Source organism: Isoptericola sp. NPDC019693 (assembly GCF_044389085.1).
Taxonomy (GTDB): Bacteria; Actinomycetota; Actinomycetes; order Actinomycetales; family Cellulomonadaceae; genus Isoptericola.
Genome location: NZ_JBIRXP010000004.1, coordinates 189,936 through 213,918 on the forward strand (window position 1 = coordinate 189,936; position 23,983 = coordinate 213,918).

Here is a 23,983-nt window from a genome sequence, read left to right on the forward strand (position 1 = left end):
CAGGGGTTTCCTGCAGCGCCTCCCGGGCCTACGCTCGCGCCATCCGCACCCCGCAGCGTCGCGCCGTGCGTCGTGAGCCCGACCGGGCGCGCGGGGTCACCACCAGGAGGTCGACCGTGAGAACAAGGACGTTCAGCACGGCCGTCGCGACCGCAGCCCTCGGCGGGCTCGTCGTCGCGGCGTCCCTCACCCCCACGGCGACGGCGGCACCGGCCGTCGCCACCGGCCGGCACGGTATCCACGTGCCCGGGCCGGACCTGTCGAAGAAGGTCACCGGCGAGCGGGTCTTCCGCCATCTGGAGGCCTTCCAGGAGATCGCCGACGAGAACGACGGCAACCGCGCCGCCGGGAGCCCCGGCTACGAGGCCTCCGCGCGGTACGTCGAGAAGACGCTGCGCAAGGCCGGGTACCAGCCGGAGCGGCAGTACTTCGAGTTCGACACCTTCGACGTGCTCGACCTGGCCGTCACCGTGCCGGGCGTCGACCTCACGCCCGTGGCGATGACGTACTCGACCTCCACGCCCGACGACGGCGTCACCGCGGCGGCGGTGCAGCCCGCGATCGCGGACGGCTGCCCCGCCAGCGACGACCCCGAGGCCCCGCACGGGGACTCCTGGGCCGGCGTCGACGCCGCCGGGAAGATCGCCGTCGTGCAGCGCGGGGCGTGCGCGTTCGCCGCGAAGGCGCTTGCCGCCGGCGAGGCCGGCGCCGCCGGGCTCATCATCTACAACAACACCGACGGCGCCCTCAACGGGACGCTGGGCGAGACGAACGACGGGTACGCGCCCACGGTCGGGGTCACGCAGGCGGAGGGCGCGGCCATCCTCGCGGCCCTGGCGGCCGACCCCGCGCTGCAGATCTCGTTCGACCTGCAGGCCGTGAGCGGCACCGACGAGACGTTCAACGTCATCGCCGAGACGAAGCGCGGACGGCACGACAACGTCGTCATGCTCGGCGCCCACCTCGACAGCGTGCCGGAGGGTCCGGGCATCAACGACAACGGCACGGGCTCCGCGGCGATCCTGGAGACCGCCGTCCAGCTCAACAAGAAGAGCGCCAAGCTCAACAACGCCGTCCGGTTCGCGTGGTGGGGCGCCGAGGAGCTGGGGCTCGTCGGGTCCGCGCACTACGTCGACGACCTGGTCACGAACGACCCCGAGGCGCTCGACGACATCGCGACCTACCTCAACTTCGACATGGTGGGCTCGCCGAACTACACGATCGGCGTGTACGACGCGAACGAGTCGACCTTCCCCGCGCCGGTCACGGTGCCGGAGGGGTCCGTCGCCACCGAGGCCGTCTTCACGGACTACTTCGACGGCATCGACCAGCCCTGGGTGGACTCGGAGTTCTCCGGCCGCTCCGACTACGACGCGTTCATCAGCAACGGCATCCCAGCCTCCGGCCTGTTCACCGGCGCGGACGCGATCAAGACCGAGGAGGAGGCCGCCGTCTTCGGCGGGGTCGCCGGCGAGGCCCTCGACCAGAACTACCACTCCCCGGGCGACGACCTGTCGAACGTGAGCCTCGAGGCGCTGGACATCATGTCCCGCGCGATCGGGCACGCCGCGCAGCAGCTGGCGTGGAGCACCGAGGCCGTCAACGGCGTCGAGCCCGGTCGTCCGGGCCACGGCCACGGCCACGGGCATGGCCACGGAAATGGCCATGGGCACGGCCACGGGCACGGCGGGGGTCACCACCACCACGGGGCGCACGGCTTCGCCGCACGCTGATCGTGCTGGGTGCAGCTGACCAGCGCTACACGGCGGTCGAGCCTGTCGGGACCCTGTCCTGGCAGGCTCGACCCGCGTCCGTCAGCAGGTCCAGATCCACGCGGGCCAGTTGACGACGCGGTCGACGGTCACGTCGGGAGCGACGCCGGGCGCCGCCTCCACCGTGACGGTGAGCTCGCCGACGTCGTTCCGCCACGACGCCACGTGCCAGCCCTCGCGTCGGCACTCCTTCGCCCGGAGCCAGCGGCGGTCCTCCGAGACCTTGACGACCTCGGCGTCCGGGTCGGTCGCCGTGACCGCGTAGACGCCGCGCAGGCCGGACGTCGTCACGGTGACGGTGGTCCGCACGGGGGTCGGGGTGGGTTTCGGCGTGGGCTTCGACGTCGGAGTCGGCTTCGGCGACGGCACCGACGGGGAGGGCGTGGGAGTCGGGCTCGGCGACGTTCGCGTCGGCGTCGGCGAGGGTGTCGGCGACGGCGACGGCGACGGCGCGGTGGACGCAGAAGGCTCGGGGGACGGCGTCGCCCCGGTGTCCGGGTCGTCCGGCTCCGGCGACGGCGCCGGCGTGGTCCCGGACGGCGGCGGGGCGGGCGCCGGGTCCTGGGCCGGGTCCGGCGTCGGGTCGGCGGTCACCGGCGGCGCCACCGCCTCCTCCGACGCCGTCGGTTCCGCCGACCGGCTCGCGCTCGGCTCGGGCTCGGGCGGGGCGTCGGGGGACGCCGCGTCCTCGGTGTCCGGGGCGGGCGCCACCGCGGACGACGTCGGGCCCGGCACCGGCGGCGCGGCCGAGGGCGTGCCGGCCCCGCCGCTCAGGGCCACCGCGACGGCCGCGACGGCGACCCCGGCGACCGTGCCCGCGCCGATCATCCCGGCCTTGCCGAGCTGACCGAAGCGCAGCACGAGCGCCCGCACCCACTCCACGGCCGCGAGCAGCGCCGCCCCGACGGGCCCGGTCCACCCGAGGAGGCCCACGCCCGTGGCGCCGGCGCCGAGCGCGCCCACGACGATGGGCCCGCCCGCGGCGACGCCGGCGGCCGTGCCCGCGAGCAGCAGCGGGCCGGCGTCGCGCAACGCCCACCCGGCCTCGCGCACGTCGATGAAGGCGCGCATGCAGCCCTGGCAGCCGAAGAGGTGCGCCTCGAGGACGGTGCGGCGCGGCGGCGAGAGACGGTGCCGCACGTAGGAGTGCAGCGCCTGCCGCGTGTCGAGGCAGCTCGGCGGGCACGCGCGGGCGTGCGCGGCGGCGAACGCGGCCCCGAGCCGCTCCTCGGCGTGCCGCAGGCGGCGCAGCACCGCCCGGGCGTGCATGCCCAGCTCGGTGGCGATGGCCGAGAGCTCGCGGCCCACGACGTGCCGGTCCCACAGCAGCCGCTGGTCGTCGTGGGGCAGCGTCGCGAGCACCGTGCGCAGCACCGCGTGATCCACGGTGCCGGCGGTCCCAGGGGCGTCGTCGCGCCCGTCCGCCGCGGCCGCGGCGCGCATCTTCCGGATGGCGTCGTCGACGGCGCCACGGCGCACCGGCGCGTCGCCGTCGTGGATGGCGGTCACGCGACGCCACCTCCAGCCGATACTCGTCTGTGCCCGCCGTCGCGGGCCGTCCAGGGCGCGCGGCACGGCACGCCGGGGCAATGATCGCAGCGGCCCACGGGCCGAAGGCAAATCCCGTGGTCCCGGCCGCCGCGCGGGCCGGAGCCCCCGGACTACTCCGTGGTCGGCTCCGGGTCGGCCGTGGGCTCCGGGTCGGGGGTGCTCGTCGGTGACGGCGTCGCGGTCGGCGTGGTCGTCGGCGTGGCCGTCGGGGTCGTGGACGGCTCCTCCGAGGGCTTCGTGGACCCCGGGTCGGAGGGCTCGCCCGGCAACGTGTCCGGGTCATCTGTCGACGTGTCCGGGTCGTCCGCCGAGGGTTTGGACGTGGACGTCCCGGAGGACGGGGAGCTCGACGACGAGGTCGGCTCGTCGTCGCCGGCGGACGACGAGGTCGGCGAGGTCGACGGGTCGGACGTCGCGCCGTCGTCGTCCGAGGACGCGGTCGGCGACGGCTCGTCCGACGGTGCCGCCGAGGCGTCGGCGGACGCCGTCGGCGCCGCACCCGGGCCGCCGTCCGTGCCCGACGCCGACGACGGGGTCGCCACGGGCGACGTCGCGCCACCGGGCACGGTCCCCACGCTGGTGGCCCCCGGCGACGAGCCGGGGTCGGGGGCCGCGGGCGCCGCGTCCCCGCTGCCGAGCGCGATCGCCACGGACGCGACGGCGACGCACGCAACCGTGCCCGCGACGATCAGCCAGCTCTGCCGACGGGCGGGCCGCGGCACCCCGCCGGGCGCGGTCCCGGGCGTGGTCCCGGCCGCTGTGCCGGACGATGTGCCGGACGCCGCCGTGGGCGCCGGTCCGGTCAGCCCGCCGGACGCCGCGGCAGCCACGACGGCGGGCGGCCGCCATCCCCCGGCGAGCAGCCGCGGGCCGGCGTCCCGCAGCGCCCAGGCGGGCTCGCGCACGTCCACGAACGCGCGCAGGCAGGCGGCGCAGGCGAGCAGATGGTCCTCGGCCTCCGGCTCCTGCCCGGCGGGGACGCGACCCTGAACGAGGTCCTGGACCAGGTCGTGGAGCACCCGCCGCGTGGCACCGCAGCCGGGCGGGCAGCCCTCGGCGTGCACGTCCGCGAGCGCCGCCGCGAGCGCCTGCTCCGCCTGCGGCACGAGCCGGGCCGCCGCACGGGGGTGCATGCCGAGCGCGGCCGCGACGGCGGACGGCTCCGCACGCTGCACGTGCGTGGCCCACAGGAGCCGCTGGTCGTCCGGGGCGAGCGCCACGAGGGCGGTGCGCAGCGCCTCGGGGTCCGCGGTCCCGGCCGCCCCGGGCGCTCCCCCGCGCCCCGCCGCCGCTGCGGCCACCCGCATCCGGCGGATCGCGTCGTCGACGTACCCCGCGCGCACCGGCGCGTCGTCACCGCCGGTCTCGGTCACGGTGCCCCCGTCCCTGGGTCTCGAGCGGCACCCCGACGGCGCGCTCGCGGGGCTCATGATGGCAGCGCGCACCCTGGTCTCGGCAAGTCCCTGTCCAGCCGGGTCTCAGGGGGCGGACCGGCGGGCGGCGTCCGCGCCGCCGGGACGGGCTCGCTCGGGAGGCGCAGTGACGCCACCGCCCGTGGCCGCGCCCGGGAGCGGGTGGCCACGGGCGGGGACGCAGGGTCAGGACCGCGCGGTCGCGAAGGCCTCGACGTGGCCGCGCCCGGCGAGCCCCATGAGCCGGTCCAGCGCACGGCGCGCGTCGGCCCGGTCGTCCTCCTCGGCCGCGAGCACCAGGGAGTACAGGTCCTTCGGGTCCTCCGGCTCGGCGACGAGGTCCAGGTGCTGCAGGAGCCCCGCGGGGACGTCGTCGCGCACGAACCGCAGCGCCGTCCAGTCCTCGACGGCGAACCCGACGGAGTCGAAGACGGTGAGGGTGGTGTCGTCCGGGGTGTGCCGGTCGCCGGCGTGCCGGGTGAACGCCTCCCCCGGTCCCGCGGTGGCGGGTGCGCCGCGGCGCCCGTCGCGACGTCCGGCCACGACCTCCCACAGCTCGGTGACGACGAGGTCCGGCGTCTGCTGGATCTCGCCCTCGATGCGCGTCTGCGGCTCGTACTCGACGAAGACCTCGGCGTCGCGCAGGATCGCGGGGTCGAGCTCGGTCTTGCCGGGGCAGTCACCGCCGATGGCGTTGACGTGCACGCCCGGGGCGGCGAGGCGGACCACCATGTCGTGGGTGAGCACGGTCGCGTTCGCCTTGTCCGCCGTGCAGGTCGTGATGACGTCGGCGCCCGTGACGGCGTCCTCCCCGCTGGTCGCCTCGTGCACCTCGAAGCCGAGGGCGCGCGCGTGCCGGGCGAGCTTCGCCTGCGCGCCCGGGTCGGTGTCCCAGACGCGCAGGTGCGTGATGCCGAGCGCGGCCCGCATCCCCAGCGCCTGGAACTCGGACTGCGACCCGGCGCCGATCAGGGCGAGGGTGCGCGACCCGGTGCGCGCCAGGTACCGGGCGGCGAGGGCCGACGTCGACGCCGTCCGCAGCGCCGTGAGCAGCGTCATCTCGGCGAGGAACGTGGGGTAGCCGTTGCGCACGTCCGCGAGGACGCCGAACGCGGTGACGGTCTGGAAGCCGCGCGCCGGGTTGCGGGGGTGGCCGTTGACGAACTTGAAGCCGTAGGTGGTGTCGTCGGACGTCGGCATGAGCTCGATGACGCCGTCGCGCGAGTGCGACGCGATCCGCGGCCGCTTGTCGAGGTCTGGCCAGCGGGCGAAGTCGATCTCGAGGGCGTCCACGAGGTGGCCGATGACGGCCTCCGGGCCGCGGTGCGCCACCCAGCGCGCCATGGACGCGACGTCGAGGAACGGGACCCTGCTGGTGGACGTGGTCATCAGATCGCCTCCGTCGTGAGCGCCGGGCGCAGCTCGAGCGTGCAGCACTTCACCGAGCCGCCGCCCTTGAGCAGCTCGGACAGGTCGACACCGACCGGCTCGAACCCGCGCTCGCGCAGCCGGGCGTGCATCCCGGTGGCGCGGTCGGTGAGGAACACGTGCCGCCCGTCGGAGACGGCGTTGAGCCCGAGCACGGCGGCGTCCTCGGGCGTGGCGAGGACGGCGTCCGGGTAGCGCTCGGCGAGCACCGCCTGCGAGGCGGGGCTGAACGCCTCCGGCAGGTAGGCGACCAGCGGCGACGGGCCGCCGTCGAGCACCGCGAGCGCCGTATCGAGGTGGTAGTAGCGCGGGTCCACGAGCTCGAGGGTCACGACCTCGATCCCGAGCAGCGCGGCGACCTCGGCGTGCGCGCCACGGGAGGTGCGGAACCCGGTGCCGGCCAGCATGACGTCGCCGGCGAGCAACAGGTCGCCCTCGCCCTCGTTCTGCTCCGTCGCCTGGCCGAGGCTCGTGACGCCGTCGCCCGCGCGGGCGAACCAGGACTCGTAGGCGACGCCCTCCGGCCGGCGCTCGGGGTAGGTGAACCGCGCGGCCAGGGCTCGCCCGCCGAGCATGACCCCGCCGTTGGCGGCGTAGACCATGTCGGGCAGTCCCGGCACCGGGTCGATCACCTCGACGTGGTGGCCGTGTGCCTCGTAGGTGGCGCGCAGGTGCTCCCACTGCGCCAGGGCACGGCCGGCGTCGACCGGGACGCCGAGGTCCATCCACGGGTTGATCTCGTAGACCACGTCGAAGTAGGTGGGCGGGCACATGAGGAAGCGGCGCGGGGTGCTCGTCCGCTCAGGGGTGCGCTCGCTCGTCGCGGGCTGGGGAACCGTGGCCGACGTCGTCGTCGGCGTGGTGAGGGCCGTCATGATCGGGACGCTAGGGCCGGGGACGTTGCGCCCGACGCGCGATCCGTTGCGCGTTCGACGGCCCTACCCCGCGAATCGTGCGCGACGGTGGAAGAAGTCGGGCATCCTGACGGGATGGGGACGGCAACGGGCGGCACGGTGACCACATGGACGCGGTGAACCGGAAGATCGTCGGCCACCTGCTGCGCGACGGGCGCGCGACCTACGCCGACATCGGCGCCGACGTCGGGCTGTCCGCGCCGGCGGTGAAGCGGCGGGTGGACGTCATGCTGGCGCGTGGCGAGATCACCGGGTTCACGGTGCGGGTGGCGCCCGAGGAGCTGGGCTGGGGCGTCGAGGCGTACGTGGAGCTGTTCTGCCGCGGCAACGTCTCCCCCGGCACCCTGCGCCGCGACCTGGCGACCATCCCCGAGATCGTGCGGGTCGACACCGTCACCGGGGAGGCGGACGCGATGGTGCAGATCATGGCCGGCAACATGGCCGACGTGGAGCGCACCGTGGAGGCCATCCGCGCCAGCGCCCGCGTGGACAAGACGCGCACGTCGCTGGTCATGACGCGCGTCATCGACCGGCCCGCCCGCTCGTCGTCGGCGGAGGGGGCGTGAGGTGCGCGCCGGCCGCGCCGCCGTCGTCGTCGCCCTCGCCGCGGCGGGGTTGGTCGGCTGCACCACCGCGGGCGACGACGCCGAGCCGCTGCCCAGCGGTGTCGCGCAGGGGCTGACCGCCGAGCTGCGGCAGGACCGCACCCAGTACGCCGACCACCGCGCCAAGCTGCACGTCGTCAACGGTTCCGACGAGACCGTGACGCTGCTCGGCGGCGCCCTCGACGCGCCGGGCTACGGCCCGAGCAGCCCCGACGGCCCGGTGCGGGCCCGCACCCTCGCACCCGGCGCCGGCCGCGACGTGCGGCTGCGGCTCGGCGAGGTCGACTGCGACGCCGCACCGCCCGCGGCCCTGGCCGGAGCGGACGCGCAGACGACGCCCGTCGCGACCGCGACCGTGCTCCTCGCGGCGGGAGCGGCGCCGTCGAGCACCACCGGTGCGGACGGCGGGGACGGCGGGACCGCCGTCGAGGTGCAGGTCACCGACCCGCTGGCACGCCTCGCCGCCGTGCACCGGGAGGCGTGCGCGGAGCGGCTCGTCGCCTCCGGGGTCACGCTGCGCGTCACCGACGTGCGCGGCGCGCAGGTGCCCGCGCCCGGCGGCGACGCGCCGGGCGGCCGGATCACGCTCGCCGTCGACCCGGTGGCCGGCGGCCCCGACGTGCGGCTCGTGGAGATCTCCGGCACCACGCTGCTCTCCCCCGCCGCGGGCCACGCCTGGACGGGTGACGACCTCGCGGGCCAGGCGGACGGCCAGGTCGTGCTCGACGTCGTGCCCGCACGCTGCGACCCGCACGTCGTGGCCGAGGACAAGCGCGGCACCTTCCTGCCCGTGCACGCCGAGGTCGACGGCGCACGCCAGCCCGAGGTCTACGTGCCGATGACCGACCAGCAGCGCGCCGCCGTCTACGACCTCGTGCACGACGCCTGCGGCTGGGGCTAGGCGACCGAGCGGGTGAATTTCCGTCCGCCGCTCCTCTTATTGAGGCAACATCAGTAGTCTCCTCCTGACCCGTCGATGGCGACGGTCCACGGCCCTGCGCCGTGCCGACTTCCTGCGTCACCGACGACGCGGAGTGAGGCTCCGATGAACCCGAGAAACCCCTTGTCCCGCGGCGCCCGCGGGCCCGTCGCGTCCACCACCGTCGCCATCGCGGCCCTCGCGCTCGCGGCCCTCGCCGCGCTGGTGGTGCTCCTCCTGCTCAACGGCCAGGTCGCCGACGGCGCGACACGCCTCGACGCCGGAGCCGTCCAGGTCGACGACGGCGCGGCCCGCGTGTCCGAGGGCAGCACACAGCTCGCCGACGGAGCCGGCGAGCTGTCCGACGGCGCCGGCGAGCTCGTCGACGGCACAACCCGCCTCGTCGACGGGGCCGGTGACCTCACGGACGGCACCGCAGAGCTCGCCAGCGGAGCGGCCGAGCTGTCCGAGGGCCTCAACGACCGGCTGAGCCCCGGCGCCACCCGTGCCGCCGACGGCATCGTCGAGCTGCACGACGGCACGGTGCGACTCCGCGCCGGCAGTGCCGACCTCGCCGACGGCACGTCCCAGCTCTACGACGGCAGCACCACCCTCGCCGCGGGCGCAGGCGCGCTCGCAGACGGCGCCGCGCGAGCCGATGCGGGCGCGAGCCGGCTGGCAGCGGGCTCCGGCGAGGCCGCCGACGGCGCTCGGGCCGTCGCCGGGGGTACCGAGGCGTTGGTGGCGGGCAGCGACAAGCTCGCCGTGGGCTCCGAAGGGCTCACTGCCGGTGCGGAGGAGCTCTCCAGCGGCGTCCATGACCTCTCGCGGGGAATCGACTCGCTCGTGAGCAAGGGTGGCGCGCTCGCGGACGGCGCCACCAAGTCGGCCGCTGGGGCCCAGGATGTTCTCGCGGGCGCCACGGGCGTCGACCTGGGTGCGGACAAGGTCGTCGCCGGCGCGACGAAGGCCGCGGGCGGAGCGTCCGAGCTCGCGGCAGGCGCCGCGACCGCCGCACACGGAGCCCGGCTGGCGGCTGACAGCAGCACACAGCTCGCCGAGGGGCTGAAGCCGGTCGTCGCAGGGGCGGACAAGACCGCCGCTGGAGCAGCCGGCCTGGCAGCAGAGCTGAGCAAGCTGGCTGAGGGCACGGAGGACGAGGCGACCAAGGCGAACCTGGAGGCGCTCGCCGCCAAGGCCGAGGCGGTCGCGGGCGGAGCCGGTCAGGTCGCGGGCGGCGTCCGCACCGGCCAGGCGAACGTCGCCGCGCTCGCAGGGTCGCTCAGCACGCTCGCCGGAGGTGCCGCGAAGGTCGAGGACGGCGCCCAGGGTCTCTCCGCGGGCCTGAACGACGAGAAGAAGGGTCTGCTCGTCGGCACGCAGGAGCTCGCCGCCGGCACCGAAAAGCTCAAGTCCGGCGCCGATAGCCTCGCCGCCGGCACCGCTCGGGTCAGCGGCGGCGTCTCCGCCGTGCTCGATGGAGGCACAAGGCTCCAGGTCGGCGCGACGAAGGCCGCGGCCGGCGCCGACGACCTCTCGGCCGGCTCCGACACCCTCGACGCGGGGCTCGGCGATCTCGTCGTCAAGAGCGTCACGCTGAACGATGGCGCTCAGCTCGTCGCGTCCGGGACGGGCCGCGTGGCGACCGGCGCCGCCGAGCTCTCGGTCAAGACGCCCGCGCTCTCGGCAGGGGCCGACACCGTCGCCGCCGGCAACGCCCGGCTCTCCACCAAGCTGGGCGACGCGGAAGCGGGCGCGCGGCGCCTGGCGGCAGGACTCGACGACACGGAGGTGGGCGCGAGCCGACTGGAGGACGGCCTGGACGAGCTCAAGACGGGCGCCACCGACGCCGCAGCGGGTGCCGAGCGGCTCAGCAAGGGCAGCGTGCGCCTGGACGCGGGGGCGGCCGAGCTCGCCACGGGTTCTGGCGACCTGGCCGACGGGGCAGGGCGGCTGCTCACGGGGGCCACGCAGCTCTCGGAGGGCAGCACGGACCTCGCGGACGGTGCCACGACGCTCGCGGCGGGCACCACGGAGCTCGCCGACGGCACCGGCACGATGAAGTCCGAGGTCACGAACAGCTCGGCCGGAGACTGGGCGCTCGGCGCCGGGATCCTGGTCGCGCTCGGGCTGCTGGCGGCGGTCGCCGCGCTCGCGCTCCACGTGCGGCGCCGCGCCTGACACCAGGCCGAGAACACCGACGGCCCGGCCGGCGCTCAGGGGAGCGTCGGCCGGGCCGTCGACGTCAGGGCGGTCCGCTCACCACGTGCCGAAGATGACCTCCCAGAGGCTCTTCACGCGGATGGTGGTGGTCGTGGTCGCGGCCTCGGTGGCGTCGTCGCCGGAGTAGCGGACCTCCACCTTGACGGTGCCGGGCTGGAACGGCCCCGCCCACAGGCGGGCGTCGCCCTTCTTGTTCAGCGTGGCGGCGTCGACCTTCTTGCCGTCGACCGTCGCGGTGACCTTCCCGGTGGGCGTGCCGTCCGGGGTCTCGACGGACACCGCGAGGCGCACCGGCTGGAACCAGGCGACGGCGGTCTTCGGGGCGTCGACCGTGAGGGTGGGCGTGGCCTTGGCGGGCTCGGCCACCTGGATCGGCACGGTCACCTCGGTGCCGGTCGCGGCACCCGACAGCGTGAGCACCGCGGCGCCGGCGGCGGCGTCGTCCGGGAGCTCGACGGCGACCGACGCGGTGCCGATCGTGTCGTCCGGCGTGGTGCCCGCGGTCGTGGTGACGGCGGCCGTACCGAGCACCTCGTCACCGAGGGACACGGTGAGCTCCGGGTCGGTGACGTCGCCGGGGGCGGACATCGACCACGACGAGACGTCGAACGCTACGGTCGCGCCCGGCTCGTACTCCTCGGGGGCGTCGGCCGGGAACGAGACGCCGACGGCGCGCTGGCTCGGGTCGACGGCGAGGGGCTCGTCCGCGGCGAAGGTCGCCATGTAGTCGACGAACGCGGCGAGGTCGGCCTTGCCGGTGTCGCGGGCGTTCGCGCCGTCCGCGAAGGCGCGGAAGTTGTCGCCGCCCGACGCGAGGAACGAGTTCACCGTCACGGAGTACGCGGCGGCCGTGTCGATCGCCTCACCGTCCAGCCACATGCCGGTGATGCGGTCTCCCTCGGGCCGGTTCGCGTCGAAGGTGTACGTGAAGCCCTCGGAGACGCCGAGCCGCAGGAACGGCCGCGACGGCACGTTGCCCGCGGCGTCGCGCTGCCACTGCTGCTCCAGGACCGTCTTGATCTGCGCGCCCGTGAGGCTCATGTTGACGAGCGTGTTGGCGAAGGGCTGCACCGCCGCCGCCTGCTTGTACGTGAGCGTGCGCGGGAAGTCTCCCGTGCCGGAGCCCACCATGTCGGCGCGCAGGCCGCCCGGGTTCATGAACGCGATCTGCGCCGCCCCGGACTCCGGGGCCTCGGTGGCCCAGCGCTGCACCTCGGCGACGAGGTTGCCGAGGGTGGACTCGCCGCCCCGGTTCTCCGCGCCGGACGCGAGCTTGGCACGGTTGACGGCCCCGCCGATCTGGCCCAGCGGCTCCGCGCCGAGCACGTCGGCCTCGGCGACGGCGTCGGACACGATCGACGTGACGGCCGGGTCCGCCGGGTAGTTGCCCGCCAGCGGCAGGACGGCGGTCTCGACGCCCGCGACCTCGCCGGTCGCGGCGTCCACCGAGTAGACGAGCTGGTTGAGGTTGTAGCCGTACTGGCCGGCGGAGACGACCGGGCGCTCCGTCACGGCCTCGCCGGCCCACTCGTCCACGGGGAACGCGCAGTCGTAGGCCAGGTGCGTGTGCCCCGAGACGATGGCGTCGACCTCGGGGCTGACGGCGTTGACGATCTCGGCGAACGCGTTGTCCGCCGTCGGCATCGCGGCGCAGTCCGTGGACTCCGCGCCCTCGTGCACCAGCAGGACGACGACGTCGGCGCCCTCGGCCTTGAGCGCGTCGGCCTCCTCGTTCGTCGTGTCGACGATGCTCTGCACCTCGAGGTCGGCGATTCCCGCCGGGCTGACGAGCGCCGGCAGCTCCTCGGTGACGGCGCCGACGAAGCCGACCTGCACGTCGCCGAAGTCCTTGATCCACGTGGCGGGCACGGCGTCGTCGCCGGTCGCCCGGACCTTGAGGTTCGCCGCCACGTACTGCCACTGCGCGCCGCCGTACGGGTTGGTCTCGGCGTCGTAGGGCGCCATGACGCGGTTCAGCAGGTCGTCGTGACCGTGGTCGAGCTCGTGGTTGCCGACGGCCGACACGTCGAGGCCCGCGGCGTTGAGGGCGTCGATGGTGGGCTTGTCGTTCTGGATGAACGACTCGAACGTCGAGGCGCCGATCAGGTCGCCCGCGGCGGCGAAGACGGTGTTCGGGTTCTCGGCGCGCAGCTGCTGCACCGCGCCGGCCAGCACGGCGGCGCCGGCCTCGGCGCCGTTCGCCTGGATGCGGCCGTGGAAGTCGTTGGTGGCGAGGATCTGGACGTCGACGATCGGGTCGGCGCTGGCAGACACGGCGCCGGCGGTCGTGACCCCCGTGAGGGCGAGGGTGACGACCGCGAGGCCGGCGGTCCGCCGGCGGAGGGTGGGCCGAGCAGAGGACATGGGATGCTCCCGGTGACAGGGACTGTGGTGGGCGTCACCGTAGCGGGGCCGTGCGACACCGGCATGACGGCCGCGAGAACCGCGGAAGAACGAGAGCGTGGCGGAGCAGGACTCGAACTACCTCGCCGGGTCCGGAACTACCTCGCCGAGACGGGCTCGGGCTCCGGGGCCGTGGCCGCGGCCTCCCGCGCCGCCGGGTCGCTGAGGTGGCCCGTGCGGCGCAGCCACCACTCGACGAGCAGCGTCGTCAGGGGCGGGACGGCGGCCGCGAACGCCACCAGCGCGCGGAACCAGCCCCAGCGGAGCTTCACCGCGGCGACCAGCGCGACCACCAGGTACGCCACGAACGCCGCGCCGTGGAGCCGGCCGAACAGCCAGACGCCCGCCTCCGTCGTCTCCGTGACGTACTTGAGGAACATGCCGACCAGCAGGCCCGCCCAGGTGAACGCCTCGATCACGGCGACGACGGCGAAGACGCGGCCCGCCGGGGACAGGGGCTGGCGGGTGGGCGCGGGGGTGGCAGGCATGTCGGACCTCTCGCGGTTCGGGTGGTGCAGGGGCGGGCGGTGCGGTCAGTCTGCACGACAACGGTCGCCTGCCGTCGCGAGGAGATGACAGACCGCCACCACGGTCAGGGCGGCAGTTCATGCTCGGAACGGCAGTTCGGGCTCGGGACGGCAGTTCGAACTGCCGCGCTGAGCCGAAAGTGCCGCCCTGACGGATCGCACCTCGCCGCCCGGCCCGGTCGAGGCCCTGGTCACGGCTTCGTCGTCCGCCGGCCACCTGTCGTCCGCCGGGCGGTCACGTGCTCCCGATGGGATGGCGGGGCAACCGGCTGACCCTCACCAGCGTCTCCTGGAGGACGACATGGACCACCGCAGCTCCGACGCTCCCGCCGGCATCACCCGCCGCGGCGCCCTGACCGCCGCCGGCGCGTTGGGCGCCCTGGGCGTGGCGGGCGCCCTCGCCACGCCGGCCGCCGCCGCGACGCCGTCGGCCCGCCCCGGCAAGGGCGCACTGATCGGCCCGGCCAAGGGCTCCACCCTGCACGCGATGAGCTTCAACATCCGCCTGGACCGCGAGGACGCGACCCAGCCCGGGCAGCCCGACCACTGGCCCGACCGCGCGCCGCTGGTCACCGCGTTCCTCGCCCTCGAGCAGCCCACGATCCTCGGGGTCCAGGAGGCGGAGTTCCAGCAGCTCGTCGCCGTCGAGGACGGCCTCGGCAAGCACTACCGCACCGTGGGCTACGGGCGCTCCGGCGGGGCGGACGGCGAGTACTCGGCCGTCTTCTACGACGCACGCCGCCTCACGCTGCTGTGGTGGGACCAGTTCTGGCTGTCCGACACCCCGGACGTCATCGGCTCCGCCACGTGGGGCAACTCGGTGACGCGCATCGTCACCTGGGCCCGCTTCCGCGACGAGCGCACCGGCACCGAGTTCGTGCACGTGAACTCCCACTTCGACCACCAGTCGGAGCACGCCCGCGTGCGCAGCGCCGAGGTGGTGCGCGACCTCGTGGCCGGCTTCGGGCTCGCCGTCGTCTTCACCGCCGACTGCAACGCTCCCGCGGGTGCGTCCGCCCCCTACGACGTGCTCGTCGGCGACGGCGGCATGCTCGACACCTGGGAGGCGGCCGACCGGCAGCTCACCCCCGCCGTCGGCACGTTCCCGAACTACGGCGCCCCCGTCCCCGGCGGCCCCCGCATCGACTGGGTGCTGGCCACTCCGGGCACCGAGGTGCTCGCCGCGACGGTCAACACCTGGACGAAGGACGGCCGTTACCCCAGCGACCACACGCCCGTGCAGGCGCTGCTGCGCTTGGGGTGACCGTCCTCCTCCGATGAGTCCGGGCCCGCGGGGCCGTCAGCCCTCCATGCCCGAGATGCCGACCGCGAGTTCCAGGACCTCCCCGACCTCTCACGTCGGTCCTGCCGACGGCGACGCCCTCGGCCCGGAGCGGTTCGCCGAGGACGGCGGCGTGAGGCTCTGCTACCAGTCCGTCGGCGACCCGGCCGACCCGACGATCCTGCTCGTCGGCGGCGTCACGTCGTCGATGGACTGGTGGCCCGCCGACCTCGTCGCCGCGCTCGCCGACCGAGGCCGGCATGTCGTCCGGTACGACCACCGCGACACCGGCCGCTCCACCACGTGCCCGCCCGGGGCCCCGGACTACACCGGCCGGGACCTCACGGAGGACGCGCTGCGGGTGCTCGACGCCGTGGGCGCCGGCCGGGCGCACCTCGTGGGCCTGTCGATGGGCGGCGCCATCGTGCAGGAGCTCGCGCTCGAGCACCCCGACCGCGTCGCCTCGGCCACGCTGATGTCGACGACGCGCGCGTTCTCGGCGCCCGGCGACACCCCCCTCCCGCCGCCCGACCCGGCGCTGGGCGGCTCCGGGGACGGCGCCTCCCCCGACCCCGGCGACACGGCCGCGCTGGTCGAGGCGGTCGTCGCCGGGGACCGCTCGTACACCGGCCGCGGCGACTTCGACGAGGCGCGCACCCGCGCGGTCGCGGCCCGCGCCGTGGAGCGCTCGATCGACCCGACCGCGGGCGCGAACCACTTCACGGCGGAGCCCGGCGCGCCGTTCGAGGGCACGCTCGCCGACCTCACCGTCCCGACCCTCGTCGTGCACGGGAGCGAGGACCCCCTGTTCCCCGGCCACGGCGCCGCGCTGGCCGCGGAGATCCCCGGGGCACGGCTGCTGGTGCTCGACGGCGTCGGCCACCAGGTCGCGCCGCCGTCCTCGTGGGACGTGCTGCTCCCGGCGCTCGTCGAGCACACCGCGGGGCGCGCTGCCGGGTGACGGGGCGAGGATGGACGCCATGTCCTCCCTCATCCTCACCACCTGGGGCCACGCGGGCGTCCGCCTGGAGCGCGACGACCGCACCCTCGTCATCGACCCCGGCACGTTCACCGACCCGCGGGTGCTCGACGGCGCCGACGCGGTGCTCGTCACCCACGAGCACCCCGACCACGTCGACGTCCCCCGCGTGGCGGCCGCGCTGTCCGCCGACCGCGCACCCGAGCTGTGGGCCCCGGCGCCCGTCGTCGAGCTCCTCACCGCGGCCGGTGCGCCCGCGGACCGCCTGCACGCCGTCGACGGCGGTGCCTCGTTCGACGCGGCCGGGTTCGCCGTGCAGGCCCTGGGCCACGTGCACGCGACCATCCACCCGGACATGACCCCGCCCGCGAACGTCGCGTTCCTCGTCGACGGCGCGGTGCTGCACCCGGGCGACTCCTTCACGCCCGCGCCCGACGGCGTGCGGGTCGAGGTGCTGGCGCTGCCCGTCGCGGCGCCGTGGCTCAAGCTCGCGGAGGCCGTCGACTACGTGCGCCAGGTGGCTCCGCGCGTCGCCGTCCCGATCCACGACGCGATCCTCAGCGACGCCGGGCTGGCGCTCGTAGACCGTGTCGCGGGAGGCCTCGGCGGCGCCGAGTACCGTCGCCTCGCGCCGGGCGAACCGCTCGAGGTCCCGCTCCCCTGACCTTCGAGCAGGCGATCTGTCACGCCATCCCCGCGGATGACGCGACAGATCGCCTGCTCGAAGTCACGAGCGGCGGAGCGGCACGACGTCGGCGAGCGGCGCCTGGAGCTCCGCCGACCCGCCGGCGGGCCGGAAGCCCAGCGCCACGTTGATCGCCAGCATCGGGGCGTTGGTCTCGTTGTTCCACGTGGAGACGCGGCGTGCGGTGGGGCGCAGGCGCGTGTGCTCGCGCAGGTTCACCGCCTTGAGGAGCATCCCGAGCCGGTGGCCGCGGTGCTCGGGCAGCACCACGGTGCTGTCCTGCTCGGTGAGCTCGGGCTTGTCGTCGTCCCAGGTCAGGACCGTCATGCCCGCGAGGGTCCCGCTCGGGACGTGCTCCGCGGCGGTGACGAGGGCGGACTGGCCGCGCTCGACGCGCTTCGCCTCCTCGAGACGGATCCGCGTCCCGTCCCACACCTCCGCCTCCAGCGCGAGACCGCCGTTCGGCTCGTCCTCGGACAGTCGCCGCTCCAGGGCCGCGAGCTGCTCGACCCACTCCTGCGGCACCGGGTCCTGCCAGGTGTGCAGGCGGTACGCGTCGCCGGCCCGGGCGGCCGCGTCGGCCACGAACCCGTCGACGACGTCGTCGGGCAGGGGAACGTCGAGCACGGACCGGCGCGCGACGATCTCCAGCCCCAGCCCGGCCCGGCGGGCGAGCCGCATGCCGGGCAGCTCGGCGGACACGTGGCCCGGGCCCTCGCGGGGCACGAGCGCGTCGGGGGCGCCCGCGGGCGGCTCGTCCGCGAGCTCGACCTCCGCGAACACCATCGAGCGGCCCTCCGTGAGCGCCACCCTCCGCAGGCGGTCCGCGATCGCCGAGCCGATCCCCCGCCCCCGGTGGGTGGGCAGCACGGCGACCCGCACGACGGCCAGGTGCCGGTTGTCCGAGACGGGCAGGATGAGCACACCGTGCCCGACGACGCGCGGCGTCGCGGCGTCGTCGGCGTGCGCGACCGCGACCAGCCGGTGGCACCGCGCGTGCTCCTGGTGCAGGTCGCCGACCAGGAGGTCGACGGCGCGGGGCGCGAAGTCGTCGTGGCCGAGGTCCGCCAGGCCGACGGCACGCTCCAGCGCCGCGATGCCGCGGTACGCCCAGGCCTCGGGCGCGTCGAGACGGTCGGCCCGGGGCGGTTCGACCAGCCGCCACGTCGGTGCGGGCGCGGGGGTGCTCATGCCCTCACGGTGCGCCGCGGCCGGGCTCCGCGTCACGATCTTTTCGCGGCCCGCGTCGCCGTCCGCCCGCTGCGACGCGTAGGGTGCCTGACCGTGACGACCGAGACCCCGCTGCCGGTGACCACGGGCCGGCTGGTCCTGCGCGCGCACCGCGCGGAGGACCTCGAGCCCCTGCTGTCCTACTACGCCGACCCCGAGGTGTCCCGCTACCTGCTCGAGGAGCCGTGGACGCCGGACGTCGCGGAGGCGCAGCTGGCGAAGCGGCTCGCGCGCACCCGGATCGACGAGCCGGGCTCCGCCCTCGCGCTCGTCGTCGAGCACGACGGCCAGGTCGTCGGCGACGTCGCCCTGTGGACGACGGGCGACACCGTCTCCCGCGGGGAGATCGGCTGGGTCTTCCACCCCGACCACACCGGCCAGGGCTTCGCGACCGAGGCCGTGCGCGCCGTCCTGGGCCTCGCGTTCGACTTCTACCGCATGCACCGTGTCGTCGCGCAGCTCGACGCCCGCAACGACGCCTCCGCCCGCCTGTGCGAGCGCGTCGGAATGCGGCGCGAGGGCCACCTGCGGCAGGACTGGTGGTCGAAGGGCGAGTGGACCGACACCCTCGTCTACGGGGTGCTGAAGAGCGACCGGTCGGCCTGACCGTCGTCCGGCCCGCCGTCGGCGTGCCGGTGCACCACCTTCCAGCCGTCGTCCTCGCGGCGGTAGACCTGCGTCACGCGCAGCACGTAGTCGCGCGGGCGGCCGTCGACCGACGTCGACGTGACCTCCCGGTGCACCGTGTAGGCGAGGTCGCCGCTCACGTCGGCGGCGACCAGCTCGACCGCGGCGGACCGGGCGTGCGAGAACCCCTCCGCCAGCCGCGCGAACACGGCGCGCGCCTCGTCGGGGCCGTCCGCCTCCATCCACGCGCCGAAGAGGGTGACCGGAGCGCGCCGGGACCAGGTCCGGTCGCGGGGGCCGGCGTCACCGTCGTGCAGCGCCGTCTCCGCCCGCTGCCACGTCGTGCGGAACCAGCCGAGGAAGTCCTCGCGGTCGCCCATGGCCGCATTCAACAACGGGCCGGCCGCGCTCGGTAGGGCCGGGCGGGGCACGATGGGGCGATGACGTCCGACATCGTGGTCCGCCCGGCGAACGAGGCCTCGTGGGACGAGCTGCAGACCGTGCTCGGCCCGCGCGGCGAGGGGGCCCGCTGCCAGTGCCGCTGGTACCAGACGCCCGGCTCGCGGTGGCCGGAGACGACGCGCGAGGAGCGGGCCGCGGAGCTGCGCCGCGACACGCACTGCGGCGAGCCCGGCTCGCCCACCACCAGCGGGCTGGTCGCGTGGCTGGACGGCGAGCCCGCGGGCTGGTGCGCCGTCGAACCCCGCACCGCGTACGCCCGGCTGCGCACGGCGCGCGTGCCGTGGTCGGGCCGCGACGAGGACAAGGACGACGACGGCGTGTGGGCCGTGGTCTGCTTCGTCACTCGTGCCGGATACCGCCGCCGCGGGGTCAGCGCGGCGCTCACCGCCGCGGCCGTCGAGCACGCCCGCTCCCGCGGGGCGCACGCCGTCGAGGGCTACCCGATGGTGGTGGAGCCCGGCGCGACCGACGACACGGGCACGCTGTTCGTCGGTGTGGCGTCGGTGTTCGAGGCCGCCGGCTTCCGCGAGGTGAGCCGCCCGACGTCGCGCCGTGCGGTGATGCGCGTCGACCTCTGACGGGTTCGCCGGCGCCGGCGGCGGTCAGCGCCGCTCGACGTGCTCCGCGAGGAACTCCGCCCACGTCTGCTTGCCGACGGCGCGGTCGGGAGCGAGGTTGCCGCCCGCCGCATAGGCCCGCGACGCCGCGCCCGGAAAGCGGACCGGCATCGTGGGGCGCCGCGACCCGACGGCGTCGAGGTAGTCCCGCACCATCGTGCGGAACGTGAGCACCTCCGGCCCGGCGACGTCGGGCACCCGGCCCTGCGGGTCGCCGAGCGCCAGCTCCACCAGGCGCGTCGCGACCTCGTCCGCCGCGATCGGCTGCGCCCGCCACCCCGACGGCGTGGGCACCACCGGCAGCTTCGCGAGCCCCCGTGCCGCGATGAGCACCAGCTCGTGGAACTGCGTGGCGCGCAGGTTGCTCCACGGGATCCCCGACTCCTCCAGCACCCGCTCCTGGGCCAGCTTGCTGTCCATGTAGCCGAGCACGCGGCGGTCGAAGCGGGACCGTGCCGGCACCTTCTCCGCGCCCACCACCGAGATGTTCACCAGGTGGGGCTCCGTGCCCGCGTCGCGGACCGCCCGGACCAGGGCCTTCGCCATCGGCTCGTTGTGCAGCTGGTCGCCGGCGAGGTGGACGACCACCTCCGCGTCCCCCACCGCCTGCGCCAGGCCCTCGCCCGTGGTCCAGTCCGCGACGACGTAGCGCACGCCGTCGCCCTCCGCGTGCGGGCTGCGGCTGACCACCCGCACCTGCGCGCCCGTCCGCACCAACCGCGGCACCACCAGCCTGCCGAGGTGCCCCGTCCCGCCGGTGACCAGGATGCGTGCTCCCGACTCCATCTGCCGTCCTCCTCCGTCGTCGACGCGCGGCCACCGCGCGTCCTGCACCACCGACGATCTGGCGGCCGCGGACGTGACCACCGCCCGGGTCGGGCTGCTACGTTCCGCGGGTGATCGACGACCTCACCGCCGAGCGTCTCGGAGAGTGCACGCGGCTGTTCGTCCGTACCTTCTCCGCACCTCCGTGGAACGAGGGATGGGCCGAGGCGGACGCCGCGCAACGTCTCGGCGACCTGCTCGCCACCCCACGCTCCGAAGGCCTGTGCGCGATCGCGGACGACGGTGCGGTCGTCGGCTTCGCCCTCGGGCACCGTGAGCGGGTCGGCCCCGAGGACCACCTGCTCCTCCAGGAGATGTGCGTCGCGCCCGAGCACCAGCGCGAGGGGTGGGGGTCCCGTCTGCTGACCGCCCTCGAGCACCGCCTGCCCGACGTCGAGCACTGGTACCTGCTGACCTTGCGGGACGGCGCTGCGGCCGCGTTCTACGAGGCGCACGGGTTCCGGCCCGCGTCACGGATCGGCGTCTACGTCCGGCCGTGACCTGCCAGGACGCCCGTCGACGCGGCGCGTGCGGGTGGGTACGGTGCCCAGGTGACCGACGAGCACGAGACCACCCACGAACGGCCGCGGGCGAACCTGGTGCGCGCCGGGACGACGCCCCTGCTGTTCGGCGCGCTCGCCTGGTTCGTCGGCCTCGCCACGAGCAGCCCCGCCCTGCTGCAGGTCGGGCAGTCGTTCCAGGCCGTCGGGCTCGGTGCGCTCACGGCCGCCGCGGCCCGCGTGCTCTGGGAGCAGCGGCACGACCGGCTGCACCCGCTCGCACAGATCGGCGCGTTCGTCGTCGGTGCGGTCCTGGCGTACCAGCTCCTCGGCGACGTCGCCGGCTTCACCGGCATCTGAGGTGCGCACCCTGCGGGTCACGCACCGTCGAGCGGGAAGCGGCGCCGCAGCAGGATCCGCTGGACCAGCGTCCACGCCACCGTCACCAGGAGGTACAGCCCCGCGGCGAGCGGGACGAAGCAGGCGACCACAGCGGTGACGAACCGCAGCGTCGAGCGCGCGCTGCATCCCCGCCACGCCCGCGGACGCGGCGGTGAAGGTTGTCGTGATTCTGGCGACCCGCGCTGTCGCGTGACTGGAGCGCTGACGCACCCCGGGTGCTGATCGCGAGGTCCATCGGGTCGAATCTGAACTCGGTCCGGCATTGCTTGGCCAGGACTGGTGGGGTGCGCCCTGCGGCTCGACGTCGTCGTCGCGTCATCTGAGCTCGGCGGACCGGGAGGAGATCTCGCGCGGGATTGCGGCGGCCTGTCGGGTCGGGAGATTGCGGAGAGGATCGGGCGGCCGTCATCGACGGTATCGCGGGAATCACCCGCAACGATGGTCGCGACGCCTGGCGTGCGGCAGCGGCCGATACGGCGGCGTGGTCTCCATCCACCAGCGGCCCGCGGTCGTGACCGCGGCTCAGTCGACCGGGTCCTGCAGGCGGGGCAGGGTCGCGACCAGGGTGTCGCGGATGTAGGTCAGCTCCGGCGTCGGCTCCCACTCGGCGTCGTCCTCGGCGTCGTGCTCGGTACCGTCGCCGGGCTCCTCCCACTCACCTGCGGCGTCGTCCTGCGGGGTGCTGTAGACCCACCACAGGTTGTTCCAAGGGTCGACGAAGCGGGAGAAGACCTCGCCGAAGAACGCTGTGGGCTCCGTCACGACGTCCGCGCCACCGGCTCGCGCCCGCTGGAGCACCGTGTCCACGTCGTCGACGTAGACCTGCAGCAGGGACGGGGTGAACGGCCAGCCGGGCTTGCGCTCGCCGAACATGACGGTGGTGCCGCCGATCTGGAGCTCGGCGTGCAGCAGCAGCCCGTCGTGGTCGACGGTCCGCGCGTCGGGGTGCTCGACGCCGTCGAACACGTCGACGAGGAAGAGGATGAGGTTCTCGACGTCGCGGCTGATGATGAACGGGTTGATCGTCGAGAATCCTGGGGGGACGGCCATGGTGGCTCCTTTCGTCCCCGCCATCACACCCCGTCGGCCGGGGCCCGGTCTTGAACGAGAACGTCACCCGGCGGGCCGCCGGCGGGCGGCGGCCGCGAGCACCGCCGCCGGGGTCCGCCCGCGGATGAGGCGCAGGCTGCGGGTCAGGTGCGCCTGGTCGGCGAACCCGGCACGCGCCGCCGCCTCGGCCGGCGCGACGCCGGCCTGCAGGAGGGCGTAGGCCCGCTCGGCCCGCCTGACCTGCTCCACCTGCCCCGCCGTCAGCCCGACGGTGCGCCGGTAGCGGCGCTGCCAGGTGCGCGGCGACGCGCCCTCCCGCTGCCCGTCGAGCGCCGCGCGCACGCCGTGGTCCACGCCCAGCGGGCCGAGACGCACCATCTCGTCCACCCAGTCCTCGAGCTCGTCGAAGGCCGGCAGCGTCGTCCACCGCTCCCCGAGCCGGACCTGCCCGGAGCGCACCGGCAGGTCGACGGTGGCCCCGAGCACCGGCTGCTTGTCGAGGCCCGTGACCACCACGAACGGCGCCAGCTCCACGCCCCAGTAGCTCTCCCCCACGACGCTCGTCGTGCTGCGCGCGCTCAGGCTCGGCCCGTCGAGCTCGCCGCCGAGGCTCCCGTCGGCGCGGCGGATGAAGGAGATGCCCCAGTACTCCGAGCCCGCCACGAGGTACTCCCCCCGCTCCTCCACGGTCGCGCGCCACACCGTGCGCACCGCAGAGGTCGAACCCGGCCGTTCGAGCCACATGACGTCACGGTATCGCCCGTCCCCCGCCCGGGGCCGCGGGGTCGAGCGGGAAGCAGCGCCGCAGCAGGATCCGCTGGACCAGGGTCCACGCCACCGTCACCAGGAGGTACAGCCCCGCGGCGAGCGGGACGAAGCAGGCGACGACGGCGGTGACGAACTGCAGCGCGCCGAGCGCGCGCTGCACCCCCGGTGCCCCGGCCGGCGTGCCGGCGGTCGCCGAGGGCACGGCGAGACGTCCGCCGGGCAGGGCCGCGCGCCGCGTCAGCTCGCCCACGAGGGCGACGGCGAGGACGAGGGCGCCGAGGACGGCCGCGGTCGCGACCGGGGGCACGCCGGCGGACAGCGCACCGACGAGGCTGGTGCCGAGCGGCACCCCGAGCAGCGTGTGGCCCAGCAGGGCGTTGGCCCCGCCGGCGATCTGCGCGTGCACGAACACCGCGTAGATGACCCCGACCACCGGGGCCTGCAGCAGCATCGGCAGGCAGCCGGCCAGGGGCGTGGTGCCCTCGTCGGCGTAGAGCTGCATCGTGGCGCGCTGCAGCGCCTCGGGGTCCTTGCGGTGCCGGCGCTGCAGCTCGGCGAGACGGGGAGCGAGCCGCACCCGGGTGCGCTCGGCGCGGGCCTGGGAGACCCCGACGGGGATCAGGGCCGCGCGGACGGCGAGCGTCACGGCGACGACGGCGGCCGCCGCGGCACCGGCGCCGAGGGCCGGTTCGAGCAGGTGGGTCAGGCTCATCAGGGCGTGGTAGGCGCCGCCGAGCACGGCGGCGACAGGGGGCAGGGCGAAGGGATCCATGGGGTGTCCTCGGTCGAACGGTCGGGTTCG

General features: G+C 75.3%; 23 protein-coding genes. 11 read left to right on the forward strand and 12 right to left on the reverse strand.

What is annotated here, in order from left to right; all coding sequences use genetic code 11:
- Positions 1-116: 116 nt before the first annotated feature.
- Positions 117-1,733: a M20/M25/M40 family metallo-hydrolase gene (locus ACH436_RS13380; RefSeq protein ID WP_430560683.1), complete on the forward strand. Its 1,617-nt coding sequence runs from the start codon at positions 117-119 to the stop codon at positions 1,731-1,733.
- A gap of 81 nt (positions 1,734-1,814) precedes the next feature.
- On the opposite strand, the gene ACH436_RS13385 is transcribed toward ACH436_RS13380, so the two are convergent.
- From ACH436_RS13385 to ddaH, 4 genes are all read right to left on the reverse strand, one after another.
- Positions 1,815-3,281: a zf-HC2 domain-containing protein gene (locus ACH436_RS13385; RefSeq protein ID WP_430560684.1), complete on the reverse strand. Its 1,467-nt coding sequence runs from the start codon at positions 3,279-3,281 to the stop codon at positions 1,815-1,817.
- 152 nt (positions 3,282-3,433) lie between these two features.
- Positions 3,434-4,696, reverse strand: a complete 1,263-nt coding sequence (locus tag ACH436_RS13390) for a hypothetical protein (RefSeq protein WP_430560685.1) — start codon at positions 4,694-4,696, stop codon at positions 3,434-3,436.
- A 225-nt stretch (positions 4,697-4,921) separates the two neighbouring features.
- On the reverse strand, positions 4,922-6,124 hold the full coding sequence (locus tag ACH436_RS13395; RefSeq protein ID WP_430560686.1) for an ornithine cyclodeaminase: 1,203 nt from the start codon (positions 6,122-6,124) through the stop codon (positions 4,922-4,924).
- The gene (gene ddaH, locus ACH436_RS13400) at positions 6,124-7,038 is read right to left on the reverse strand and encodes a dimethylargininase (protein ID WP_430560687.1); all 915 of its coding nucleotides are present in this window, start codon (positions 7,036-7,038) and stop codon (positions 6,124-6,126) included. Before ddaH ends, ACH436_RS13395 begins: the two co-directional genes overlap by 1 nt.
- Positions 7,039-7,184: 146 nt before the next feature.
- Here ddaH and ACH436_RS13405 point away from each other — a divergent pair, with 146 nt between their 5' ends.
- The 3 genes from ACH436_RS13405 (at position 7,185) to ACH436_RS13415 (ending at position 10,782) form a co-directional block, all read left to right on the forward strand.
- Complete coding sequence (locus ACH436_RS13405) at positions 7,185-7,643, forward strand: Lrp/AsnC family transcriptional regulator (protein ID WP_430560688.1); 459 nt, start codon at positions 7,185-7,187, stop codon at positions 7,641-7,643.
- A 1-nt stretch (position 7,644) separates the two neighbouring features.
- Positions 7,645-8,583 carry a hypothetical protein gene (locus ACH436_RS13410; RefSeq protein WP_430560689.1) on the forward strand — a complete coding sequence of 313 codons (939 nt, stop codon included), beginning with the start codon at positions 7,645-7,647 and terminating at the stop codon, positions 8,581-8,583.
- Between the two features lie 144 nt (positions 8,584-8,727).
- Positions 8,728-10,782 (forward strand): hypothetical protein, encoded by a 2,055-nt coding sequence (locus tag ACH436_RS13415; RefSeq protein ID WP_430560690.1) that lies wholly within the window; start codon positions 8,728-8,730, stop codon positions 10,780-10,782.
- Between the two features lie 78 nt (positions 10,783-10,860).
- Here ACH436_RS13415 and ACH436_RS13420 read toward each other — a convergent pair whose 3' ends face one another.
- Positions 10,861-13,188, reverse strand: coding sequence for a bifunctional metallophosphatase/5'-nucleotidase (locus tag ACH436_RS13420; protein ID WP_430560691.1), 2,328 nt, complete (start codon positions 13,186-13,188; stop codon positions 10,861-10,863).
- Positions 13,189-13,325: 137 nt separating this feature from the next.
- Positions 13,326-13,715 carry a DUF3817 domain-containing protein gene (locus ACH436_RS13425; RefSeq protein WP_430560692.1) on the reverse strand — a complete coding sequence of 130 codons (390 nt, stop codon included), beginning with the start codon at positions 13,713-13,715 and terminating at the stop codon, positions 13,326-13,328.
- A gap of 340 nt (positions 13,716-14,055) precedes the next feature.
- Between ACH436_RS13425 and ACH436_RS13430 the strand changes: the two genes are divergently transcribed.
- The 3 genes from ACH436_RS13430 to ACH436_RS13440 all read left to right on the forward strand — a co-directional run bounded on the left by ACH436_RS13430 (position 14,056) and on the right by ACH436_RS13440 (position 16,679).
- Positions 14,056-15,018 carry an endonuclease/exonuclease/phosphatase family protein gene (locus ACH436_RS13430; RefSeq protein ID WP_430560693.1) on the forward strand — a complete coding sequence of 321 codons (963 nt, stop codon included), beginning with the start codon at positions 14,056-14,058 and terminating at the stop codon, positions 15,016-15,018.
- A 151-nt stretch (positions 15,019-15,169) separates the two neighbouring features.
- The gene (locus ACH436_RS13435; protein ID WP_430560694.1) at positions 15,170-15,997 is read left to right on the forward strand and encodes an alpha/beta fold hydrolase; all 828 of its coding nucleotides are present in this window, start codon (positions 15,170-15,172) and stop codon (positions 15,995-15,997) included.
- Positions 15,998-16,016: 19 nt separating this feature from the next.
- Complete coding sequence (locus ACH436_RS13440; RefSeq protein ID WP_430560695.1) at positions 16,017-16,679, forward strand: MBL fold metallo-hydrolase; 663 nt, start codon at positions 16,017-16,019, stop codon at positions 16,677-16,679.
- Between the two features lie 63 nt (positions 16,680-16,742).
- Here ACH436_RS13440 and ACH436_RS13445 read toward each other — a convergent pair whose 3' ends face one another.
- On the reverse strand, positions 16,743-17,891 hold the full coding sequence (locus ACH436_RS13445) for a GNAT family N-acetyltransferase (protein WP_430560696.1): 1,149 nt from the start codon (positions 17,889-17,891) through the stop codon (positions 16,743-16,745).
- Positions 17,892-17,984: 93 nt separating this feature from the next.
- On the opposite strand from ACH436_RS13445, the gene ACH436_RS13450 reads away from it, so the two are divergent.
- On the forward strand, positions 17,985-18,536 hold the full coding sequence (locus tag ACH436_RS13450) for a GNAT family N-acetyltransferase (protein ID WP_430560697.1): 552 nt from the start codon (positions 17,985-17,987) through the stop codon (positions 18,534-18,536).
- Here the strand turns inward: ACH436_RS13450 and ACH436_RS13455 are convergent.
- On the reverse strand, positions 18,503-18,937 hold the full coding sequence (locus ACH436_RS13455; protein WP_430560698.1) for a nuclear transport factor 2 family protein: 435 nt from the start codon (positions 18,935-18,937) through the stop codon (positions 18,503-18,505). The two genes, ACH436_RS13450 and ACH436_RS13455, sit on opposite strands and share 34 nt — an antisense overlap.
- A gap of 60 nt (positions 18,938-18,997) precedes the next feature.
- Between ACH436_RS13455 and ACH436_RS13460 the strand changes: the two genes are divergently transcribed.
- Complete coding sequence (locus ACH436_RS13460; RefSeq protein WP_430560699.1) at positions 18,998-19,597, forward strand: GNAT family N-acetyltransferase; 600 nt, start codon at positions 18,998-19,000, stop codon at positions 19,595-19,597.
- A 24-nt stretch (positions 19,598-19,621) separates the two neighbouring features.
- Here the strand turns inward: ACH436_RS13460 and ACH436_RS13465 are convergent, their stop codons facing one another.
- Positions 19,622-20,422, reverse strand: coding sequence for an SDR family oxidoreductase (locus ACH436_RS13465; RefSeq protein WP_430560700.1), 801 nt, complete (start codon positions 20,420-20,422; stop codon positions 19,622-19,624).
- A 110-nt stretch (positions 20,423-20,532) separates the two neighbouring features.
- Between ACH436_RS13465 and ACH436_RS13470 the strand changes: the two genes are divergently transcribed.
- Both ACH436_RS13470 and ACH436_RS13475 read left to right on the forward strand, forming a co-directional pair.
- Positions 20,533-20,961 (forward strand): GNAT family N-acetyltransferase, encoded by a 429-nt coding sequence (locus tag ACH436_RS13470; RefSeq protein WP_430560701.1) that lies wholly within the window; start codon positions 20,533-20,535, stop codon positions 20,959-20,961.
- A gap of 51 nt (positions 20,962-21,012) precedes the next feature.
- Positions 21,013-21,321 (forward strand): hypothetical protein, encoded by a 309-nt coding sequence (locus tag ACH436_RS13475; RefSeq protein ID WP_430560702.1) that lies wholly within the window; start codon positions 21,013-21,015, stop codon positions 21,319-21,321.
- Between the two features lie 564 nt (positions 21,322-21,885).
- Here the strand turns inward: ACH436_RS13475 and ACH436_RS13480 are convergent.
- The 3 genes from ACH436_RS13480 to ACH436_RS13490 all read right to left on the reverse strand — a co-directional run bounded on the left by ACH436_RS13480 (position 21,886) and on the right by ACH436_RS13490 (position 23,953).
- Complete coding sequence (locus ACH436_RS13480; protein WP_430560703.1) at positions 21,886-22,413, reverse strand: VOC family protein; 528 nt, start codon at positions 22,411-22,413, stop codon at positions 21,886-21,888.
- Positions 22,414-22,476: 63 nt separating this feature from the next.
- On the reverse strand, positions 22,477-23,157 hold the full coding sequence (locus ACH436_RS13485) for a helix-turn-helix domain-containing protein (RefSeq protein WP_430560704.1): 681 nt from the start codon (positions 23,155-23,157) through the stop codon (positions 22,477-22,479).
- A 4-nt stretch (positions 23,158-23,161) separates the two neighbouring features.
- Entirely contained in the window at positions 23,162-23,953 is a 792-nt protein-coding gene (locus tag ACH436_RS13490; RefSeq protein WP_430560705.1) for a YidC/Oxa1 family membrane protein insertase, read from the reverse strand.
- Positions 23,954-23,983 lie beyond the last annotated feature (30 nt).

Excerpts from the sequence above, each read along its gene's own strand:
- ACH436_RS13395 (WP_430560686.1), bottom strand. The coding sequence starts at position 6,124 with ATGACCACGTCCACCAGCAGGGTCCCGTTCCTCGACGTCGCGTCCATG.
- ddaH (WP_430560687.1), bottom strand. The coding sequence starts at position 7,038 with ATGACGGCCCTCACCACGCCGACGACGACGTCGGCCACGGTTCCCCAG.
- ACH436_RS13405 (WP_430560688.1), top strand. The coding sequence starts at position 7,185 with ATGGACGCGGTGAACCGGAAGATCGTCGGCCACCTGCTGCGCGACGGG.
- ACH436_RS13415 (WP_430560690.1), top strand. The coding sequence starts at position 8,728 with ATGAACCCGAGAAACCCCTTGTCCCGCGGCGCCCGCGGGCCCGTCGCG.
- ACH436_RS13420 (WP_430560691.1), bottom strand. The coding sequence starts at position 13,188 with ATGTCCTCTGCTCGGCCCACCCTCCGCCGGCGGACCGCCGGCCTCGCG.
- ACH436_RS13425 (WP_430560692.1), bottom strand. The coding sequence starts at position 13,715 with ATGCCTGCCACCCCCGCGCCCACCCGCCAGCCCCTGTCCCCGGCGGGC.
- ACH436_RS13430 (WP_430560693.1), top strand. The coding sequence starts at position 14,056 with ATGGACCACCGCAGCTCCGACGCTCCCGCCGGCATCACCCGCCGCGGC.
- ACH436_RS13440 (WP_430560695.1), top strand. The coding sequence starts at position 16,017 with ATGTCCTCCCTCATCCTCACCACCTGGGGCCACGCGGGCGTCCGCCTG.
- ACH436_RS13445 (WP_430560696.1), bottom strand. The coding sequence starts at position 17,891 with ATGAGCACCCCCGCGCCCGCACCGACGTGGCGGCTGGTCGAACCGCCC.
- ACH436_RS13455 (WP_430560698.1), bottom strand. The coding sequence starts at position 18,937 with ATGGGCGACCGCGAGGACTTCCTCGGCTGGTTCCGCACGACGTGGCAG.
- ACH436_RS13460 (WP_430560699.1), top strand. The coding sequence starts at position 18,998 with ATGACGTCCGACATCGTGGTCCGCCCGGCGAACGAGGCCTCGTGGGAC.
- ACH436_RS13465 (WP_430560700.1), bottom strand. The coding sequence starts at position 20,422 with ATGGAGTCGGGAGCACGCATCCTGGTCACCGGCGGGACGGGGCACCTC.
- ACH436_RS13480 (WP_430560703.1), bottom strand. The coding sequence starts at position 22,413 with ATGGCCGTCCCCCCAGGATTCTCGACGATCAACCCGTTCATCATCAGC.
- ACH436_RS13485 (WP_430560704.1), bottom strand. The coding sequence starts at position 23,157 with ATGTGGCTCGAACGGCCGGGTTCGACCTCTGCGGTGCGCACGGTGTGG.
- ACH436_RS13490 (WP_430560705.1), bottom strand. The coding sequence starts at position 23,953 with ATGGATCCCTTCGCCCTGCCCCCTGTCGCCGCCGTGCTCGGCGGCGCC.